The organism is Streptococcus mitis (assembly GCF_001074635.1).
Taxonomy (GTDB): Bacteria; Bacillota; Bacilli; order Lactobacillales; family Streptococcaceae; genus Streptococcus; species Streptococcus mitis_E.
Window position 1 is genome coordinate 1 of sequence record NZ_JUQO01000210.1, and the last position, 6210, is coordinate 6210.

The 6210-nt window shown below is 39.8% G+C and carries 3 protein-coding genes; all 3 read left to right on the forward strand.

The genetic code is table 11. The features are described 5' to 3' along the window. The first annotated feature begins 134 nt into the window (after window positions 1-134). The 3 genes from pepO (at window position 135) to ADI58_RS08910 (ending at window position 5970) form a co-directional block, all read left to right on the forward strand. Window positions 135-2027, forward strand: a complete 1893-nt coding sequence (gene pepO / locus ADI58_RS08900; protein WP_049522303.1) for an endopeptidase PepO — start codon at window positions 135-137, stop codon at window positions 2025-2027. Between the two features lie 182 nt (window positions 2028-2209). Next, window positions 2210-2851 (forward strand): recombinase family protein, encoded by a 642-nt coding sequence (locus ADI58_RS08905; protein ID WP_049522305.1) that lies wholly within the window; start codon window positions 2210-2212, stop codon window positions 2849-2851. 410 nt (window positions 2852-3261) lie between these two features. Beyond that, complete coding sequence (locus ADI58_RS08910) at window positions 3262-5970, forward strand: LPXTG cell wall anchor domain-containing protein (protein WP_049522306.1); 2709 nt, start codon at window positions 3262-3264, stop codon at window positions 5968-5970. Window positions 5971-6210 lie beyond the last annotated feature (240 nt).

Genomic DNA, 6210 nt, shown 5'->3' on the forward strand with positions numbered 1-6210 from the left:
AAGTCAAGTTAATTTTTCAAAAAATTAAAATATTAACAGTAAAATATTTAAGTTTCTTTAATCTTGTATTTTAATTGCATTCCCAGGTAATTTTTGTTAAGCTAAAAGCAAGTACAAATGAAAGCGAGAACAAGATGACACGTTATCAAGATGATTTTTATGATGCAATCAATGGAGAATGGCAGAAGACAGCTGAAATCCCAGCAGATAAGTCTCAAACAGGTGGTTTTGTTGATTTAGACCAGGAAATTGAAGACTTGATGCTGGATACAACAGACAAGTGGTTGGCAGGTGAAGAGGTGCCTGAGGATGCTATCTTGGCAAACTTTGTCAAATACCACCGCCTAGTTCGTGACTTTGATAAGAGAGAAGCCGACGGTATCACACCTGTTTTGCCTCTTCTTAAAGAGTTCCAAGAATTGGAGACTTTTGCAGATTTCACTGCCAAACTAGCAGAGTTTGAACTTGCAGGAAAACCTAACTTCCTTCCTTTTGGTGTATCGCCAGACTTTATGGATGCCAGAATCAACGTTTTATGGGCTAGCGCTCCAAGCACGATCCTGCCAGATACGACCTACTATGCAGAAGACCATCCTCAGCGCGAAGAGCTCTTGACTCTTTGGAAAGAAAGCAGCGCAAATCTCCTCAAGGCTTATGATTTCTCTGATACAGAAATTGAAGACTTGCTAGAGAAAAGACTAGAATTGGATCGTCGAGTTGCGGCAGTGGTGCTTTCTAATGAAGAAAGTTCAGAATATGCTAAACTCTACCATCCATATTCTTATGAAGATTTCAAGAAATTTGCGCCTGCCCTACCTCTGGATGACTTCTTCCAAGCCGTTCTTGGACAAGTGCCAGACAAGGTTATTGTAGATGAGGAACGCTTCTGGCAAGCAGCAGATCAATTCTATAGTGAAGAGGCTTGGCCTCTCCTCAAGGCAACCTTAATTTTAAGTGTTGTGAATCTCTCAACCAGCTATTTAACAGAAGAAATCCGTGTCTTGTCAGGTGCCTACAGTCGTGCGCTTTCTGGAGTTCCAGAAGCCAAAGACAAGGTCAAGGCAGCCTACCAGCTAGCACAAGGTCCTTTCAAACAAGCCTTGGGTCTCTGGTATGCCCATGAAAAATTCTCTCCAGAGGCCAAGGCAGACGTGGAGAAAAAAGTGGCAACTATGATTGATGTCTATAAGGAACGCTTGGCTAAAAATGACTGGCTGACTCCTGAAACTCGTGACAAGGCCATTGTCAAACTCAATGTCATCAAGCCTTATATCGGTTACCCAGAAGAATTGCCAGAACGCTATAAGGACAAGGTAGTGGATGAAAATGCTAGTCTTTTTGACAATGCTCTAGCCTTTGCGCGTGTGGAAATCAAGCACAATTGGAGCAAGTGGAACCAGCCTGTAGACTACAAGGAATGGGGCATGCCTGCTCATATGGTCAATGCTTACTACAATCCACAGAAGAACCTAATTGTCTTCCCAGCGGCCATTTTACAAGCACCTTTCTATGACTTGCATCAGTCATCTTCTGCTAACTACGGTGGTATTGGGGCAGTTATTGCCCATGAAATTTCCCACGCCTTTGATACCAACGGAGCTTCCTTTGATGAAAATGGTAGCCTCAAGGATTGGTGGACAGAGAGCGACTATGCCGCCTTCAAAGAGAAAACACAAAAAGTTATCGATCAATTTGATGGACAGGATTCTTATGGAGCAACCATTAACGGTAAATTGACTGTGTCAGAAAACGTGGCTGACTTGGGAGGAATCGCTGCAGCGCTTGAAGCAGCTAAGCGAGAAGCAGACTTCTCAGCAGAAGAATTCTTCTACAACTTTGGTCGCATCTGGCGCATGAAAGGTCGTCCAGAATTTATGAAACTTTTGGCTAGCGTGGATGTGCACGCGCCAGCCAAACTCCGTGTCAATGTACAAGTACCAAACTTCGATGATTTCTTTACAACCTATGATGTTAAAGAGGGAGACGGTATGTGGCGTTCACCAGAAGACCGCGTGATTATTTGGTAATGAAAAGAAGCAAGTAAAACTCCTATCATTATACCTTCCCTATCTATGTAAACCCTAAAAAGTTAGATAGAATAATCTAGCTTTTTGGGTGTAGTTCATAGGGATTATGAAATTGAAGTCTTTTCTTATTTTAAAATTCATAGTAAAATATCCCTCTGTATCAAGATAACAGGAGGATTTTTATGTCTAAAAAGACTATCAACATAGGCTATGCCCGTGTATCTACTTATAAGCAAGACCTAGGATTGAAAGTGCAAATCGAAGCTCTCAAACATTGCGATAAACTTTTTATAGAAAAGGAATCTGGTGCAAATAACACTCGTCCTGAACTTACAAAAGCTTTAAAACTGGCCTCTGACTTTTCGAAAGACGGCAAGCAGGTTACTTTCACTATCTATAAGTTAGATAGACTGACTCGATCTATGTTTAAGCTACTAGAACTTATTGAACTATTTAATGAATCTAATATTCACCTAGTCAGTTTGCATGAAAAACTAGAGACAGGCTCTCTTATTGGCAGGTTACTTTGCATCATTTTAGGCTTTGTGGCAGAAAATGAGCTGGAAAATCTGAGGTTTCGCACAAAAGAGGGACTTCGAAAAGCTAAGGAAAATGGTGTTAGATTAGGAGCAAAACGGATTTCAAAAGAAAAGGAGGAGCGGATACTTAACAAATATCTACATTCAAATATAAGCATACGTAATATTGCAAAAGCTGAACAAATTTCTACATCAACCCTATATAAAGTGTTAGAACGTAATAAAGTGGCGAACAATCGTCAAAAAAAACGGAAAATCATTGCTAAAAACAGGGAAAAATGGTAGAATGAAGTCGTAAATTTGTTTCGATTAACGACCGTTTGATAAAACAGTCAAAACAACAATATGAATATTTTAAAAAATGCGAGTTTAACAGTGTTTTTAACCTGTATTAGACTGGTATTTTTTTGTGTATCGTTTAACGGTCGTTACGCGATACACTTAGTTCCCTATCTCTAAAGGAGATAGCGAGCTTATGGTAACAAAAAACTTAAAAATCATTAAGATATGTAATAGTATGATAGCTGTATTGTTCCGTTAATGGATGAAGGTTCATTTAAGGCTTCTATCAAGAACATTAAATGTTTAGATAATGAGTTGGCTCAAAATTTTGCTTTTGTGCTCTTGAAAGGAAGTTGATTTTGTCATTTTATAAGCCTAAAAAGGCAATTATATATTCCTGAGGAGGAAAAATTATGAATAAACTAACTAAACTAGGTATTGTCACTTTCTCTGCTGTAATTCTTAGTACTGCCGTGCCAACTTTGGTGCGTGCCGAGGAAAACGTTGCGCCGCAGCCAAATGTTGCTGCTAAACCTAATGGTAGCTGGGTTGATTTCAGTATGCTCGACCCAATTGCTAAGCCAAAGCCAGGCAAAGAAGTTTCGAAACCTGCTGAAAAGCCGGTAGAAGATCCCGCGCCTGTCGAAAAACCTTCAACCGAGGGCAACATTCTTGCAAACGGAACAGATGAGGCTATCGCAGAGGACAAGAAAAATGCTGAGATCGAGAAAAAATACAACGTCGATCCAACCAATCAGCTACCTGATCCAGGTCTACCAATCATAACGCCTGAACCAGAACAACCTATAACAGATCCTGAAGAGATGAAGAAGATTGTGGCAGAAGATTTAGCCTATAAGAATGGCGCAGCTAAAACTCAAGAAGAGCGCAATAAACTAATAGTTGAGGCTAATGAGAAGCTTTATGCTGCTAATGGAGTTGACATAGATGAACTAATCCATAGACCAATCCCAGGAAAACCTGGAGCTGTGCAAGCAGTACCAGATATAAGCGCTCGAACATATGAAATACAAGCAGATTTCTTAGATGCTGATCGTGTTCAAAAATATGGATACACTACTGAATCAAGGATTGATAGTCCAAAACGAGCAGAAGTTTGGTCTACATGGAACGCACCTGACAAAGATAGTGCAGATGGAATACTAACAGCAAAAAAATTCTCCGACTACACTTTTAGCCACGTCGTAAAATCAGCTGCAGACCATCCAGATATTGACCCAGATCCAAAAGTTGTCAGAGTTAGCTATGATGCAGCCTATGCTTTGCGTGGTTCTGGCTACAAAAATGGTAAAGGAGATAATCTTTTCCGCTACTATTTTATTTACACTAAAAATAAACCAGTAGAAGAAAAACCAACACCGAAAGATCTTCAACCAGCGGAAGCGGAAAAACCTGCTGAAATTTCGAAACCAGTTGAAACAGTTAAGCCAGCTGAGCAGCCGAAACCAGCTGAGAACAAGCCGGTTGAAAATAAACCAGCTGAAAACCCTCAACCAGAGGTTAAACCAGTGGAGCAACCGCAACCTACTAAACCAGTGGAACCAGCTGAAAATGCTGGATTGCCAAAGATTCCTTATCGAACTAACAATCCAAAACGTTGGTTTAACGGAGCAGGTCGCCCTACTCTAACAACAAACGACCTTGCTATTCCACTCCCTACTGAAAATGTAGAAAAAACATCTTACGGTTGGTGGACAGCTGAACCAGACTTGCTTCATGCAGGCTCTCATATAAAAGTAAATACTTTTAATTCGAATTTCAATAATCCGATGTTCGAAAACGGTAAAGAGATAAAATTTAAAGGTAGCGGATTTGGAGATATGGACAGTAGGTTTAAACCTGCTCTTGTTCGAGTAAAAGTTCCAGAGTTAGAAGGAATGAACTACGAAGCTTATACAATCTTCTATGAAGTTCCTAATAAAAATGGAAATCCAACTTACGGAACAAATCGAACTCTCCAAGGTGGCGGTATCTCTTTAACTATCAAATCAAAAGAGAAGAAAGAAGATATTCAGGTTTATACATTAACTAAGGATAGAAAACTGGAAGAACTCTATTATCCAGGATTCCCAAGTGAAGAAACAAATCGCTATGATGAGAAGACTAAAACTCATTCATACAATCTATTTGGTGAAACCTACGATACTTATGTTTTCTTGTTTAAGAACCCTGCTGAAAAACCAGCCGAGCAAGTAAAACCAGAAGTTAAGCCAAGCGAGCAACCTAAGCCAGACAAGCAACCAAGTGTTCCTACTGTTCCAGCTGAGCAACCACAGCCTACTAAGCCAGTACAACCAGTAGAGAAGCCAAGTGAACAGCCTAAGCCAGACAAGCAACCAAGTGTTCCTACTATTCCAGCTGATCAACCACAACCTGCTAAGCCAGAGAAACCAGCTGAGAAGCCAAGTGAAAATCCTGTAAATCCAGTTACACCAGTTGCTCCAATAACACCGACAACTCCCGTAACGCCTACGCTTAATCCAGCCATCCCAAACAATACTCGTGTTCTTTCGAGCGAAGCTGGAAGCGTTCAAGTATATGGTTCAGAAGCAACACTCAAAAATGTCAGATATATCAGGGTAGAAGAAACCAAGTCGAATTCACTTGAATCAAAAAAATACAAGGCCTTCGACATTCATCTGTATGACGCGAGAGGCAAGGCTATTCAGCCAAACGGCATGGTTCTAGTAAGTCTTTCTGCTGATAAGCCAGTTGAAAATGTCTATTATGTTGCTCCAGACGGTACTTTACAGGCATTGAAGTTCAAACAAGATACAGATAAGGTGACTTTTGAAACCAATCACTTTAGTATCTATGCTATGACTTTCAAAGTTGCCGCAAGCCGTGATAACGGAGGTACTACAATTCCTGTTCCAGTTGTAAATAGTAATAATACTCCAACAACTACAGAACAAAATGGAAATGACTCAAGTAGTACAAAAACTCAAGCTGAGCCGTTAGCAACTAAGACTGAAACTATTTCGAAACAAGTAGCTAAGACTTTGCCAAATACTGGAGAAAATCACTCAATTCTCGCTACCCTATTTGGAATGTTAACTCTAACTGCTGGATTATTTAGCTTTCGTAAGGAGTCAGAATAATCCCAACTCATAGTTTATCTATCAATTATTTTAGACTGTGAAAAAATCAATTTGAGGAGATAATTTAGAAAATCTTTTCATGATAAAACGCATAATATCAAATTTTCTACATCTGATATTATGCGTTTTTTATAATTCTAATACTCTTCGAAAATCTCTTCAAACCACGTCAGCTTCGCCTTGCCGTAGATATGGTTACTGACTTCGTCAGTTCTATCCACAACCTCAAAACAGTGTTTT

Bases quoted from the DNA above. Each gene is read 5' to 3' on its own strand.
- ADI58_RS08905 (WP_049522305.1), top strand. From the start codon at position 2,210: ATGTCTAAAAAGACTATCAACATAGGCTATGCCCGTGTATCTACTTAT.
- ADI58_RS08910 (WP_049522306.1), top strand. From the start codon at position 3,262: ATGAATAAACTAACTAAACTAGGTATTGTCACTTTCTCTGCTGTAATT.
- pepO (WP_049522303.1), top strand. From the start codon at position 135: ATGACACGTTATCAAGATGATTTTTATGATGCAATCAATGGAGAATGG.